At 26.3% G+C, this 501-nt stretch carries 1 pseudogene; it reads right to left on the reverse strand.

The features are described from left to right. Positions 1-501: pseudogene (locus L8T82_RS07950) on the reverse strand (sugar transferase); the annotation flags it as partial.

Raw genomic sequence — 501 nt, forward strand, 5'->3', positions numbered from 1 at the left:
TCAAACCACATCTTAACATACCCACCCTTATACCAAGTTTTATTAGCTTTTATAAGAGCCTCTCCTAGTTTATAAGTTAAACATTCTTTTTCTTTTAAGGCTTCTTGATAATCAGGATAATCTTCTAATGAAGGTAGCTTTAAAGAAGGATCTTTTTTTATTTTTTCTTGATAGATTTTTTGTTCTTGTTTATGTTTATCTTTTATGTAAGATAATACAAAAGGCATTCTTATATAACCTAGTATAGATTTAGAATTTACTATCATAGCTTGACCTAGTTTATAGGAGAGTTGGTTTTGAATTCTTGTTTTAGCTGTGCCGTATTTGGTTTGGAAGGATAGTTTAGTTTGGATTTGATTAAGTTGAGTTGAATTTTCTTTTATATTTTTTTGTAAGAATTTAATTTTATCAGCTTGATTGTTTATTAAATTATCTTTATTTAATATACATTGATCCTTTTCTTTTGTGATTTCATTAAGAGTATTGTTGAGGTTTTGGATA

The organism is Campylobacter sp. IFREMER_LSEM_CL292, assembly GCF_025771615.1.
Taxonomy (GTDB): Bacteria; Campylobacterota; Campylobacteria; order Campylobacterales; family Campylobacteraceae; genus Campylobacter_D; species Campylobacter_D lari_D.